This window comes from Streptomyces lancefieldiae (assembly GCF_031845825.1).
Classification (GTDB): domain Bacteria; phylum Actinomycetota; class Actinomycetes; order Streptomycetales; family Streptomycetaceae; genus Streptomyces; species Streptomyces lancefieldiae.
In genome coordinates, this window is the sequence record NZ_JAVRFH010000271.1 from 1 (window position 1) to 639 (window position 639).

At 65.1% G+C, this 639-nt stretch carries 1 protein-coding gene; it reads left to right on the top strand.

Going from position 1 to position 639, the window contains the following annotated elements; all coding sequences use genetic code 11:
• Nucleotides 1–77 precede the first annotated feature (77 nt).
• On the top strand, nucleotides 78–639 hold a 562-nt coding region (locus RM812_RS42085; RefSeq protein WP_311586281.1), incomplete at its 3' end, for a GP88 family protein.

Genomic DNA, 639 nt, shown 5'->3' on the forward strand with positions numbered 1-639 from the left:
GGTGTGCACGCCTGCGCCGCGCCCCATGACGACTGCCCGGCCGACACATCGAGCTCCAACCAGACGGAAAGCACGACATGAACACCAGCTCGACCACCGACACGCCGCACACGAAGCCCAAGGCGCGCCGGTGGCTCCTCACCCAGAACCGGCAACTGCGGGCCGAAGGGATTTTCAACTGGCCACTTCCCGCTTGGGCCGGCCGCTTTTCCGACGGATCGACATACAACGCCTGCCCGGAGGCCGGGGCCTGCGCGAAGCTCTGCTACGCGAGGGTGGGGACCTATCGGTGGCCGGTCGTCCTGGCCGCGCACGAGCGCAACATGTGGATGACGATGCATGCCCTGGACGAGTGGGAAGCCCAGATGGCCGAGGAACTCCGCCACCGGCGGTATCGGGGCAAATGGATTCGCTTGCACGATTCCGGCGACTTCCATTCCGACGAATACTTGCAGGCGTGGCTGCGCATCATGCGGAACGCCCCCGCGGACACCTGGTTCTACTGCTACACGAAATCCGTTTCGCGTTTCCGCCGGCTCGTTGAGCCGAATCCGCCCGGGAATTTCCTGTGGTGCTACAGCCTGGGCGGGAAGGAGGACTTTCTGCTGGACCTGGAGAGCGACCGCCATGCCGACGTGT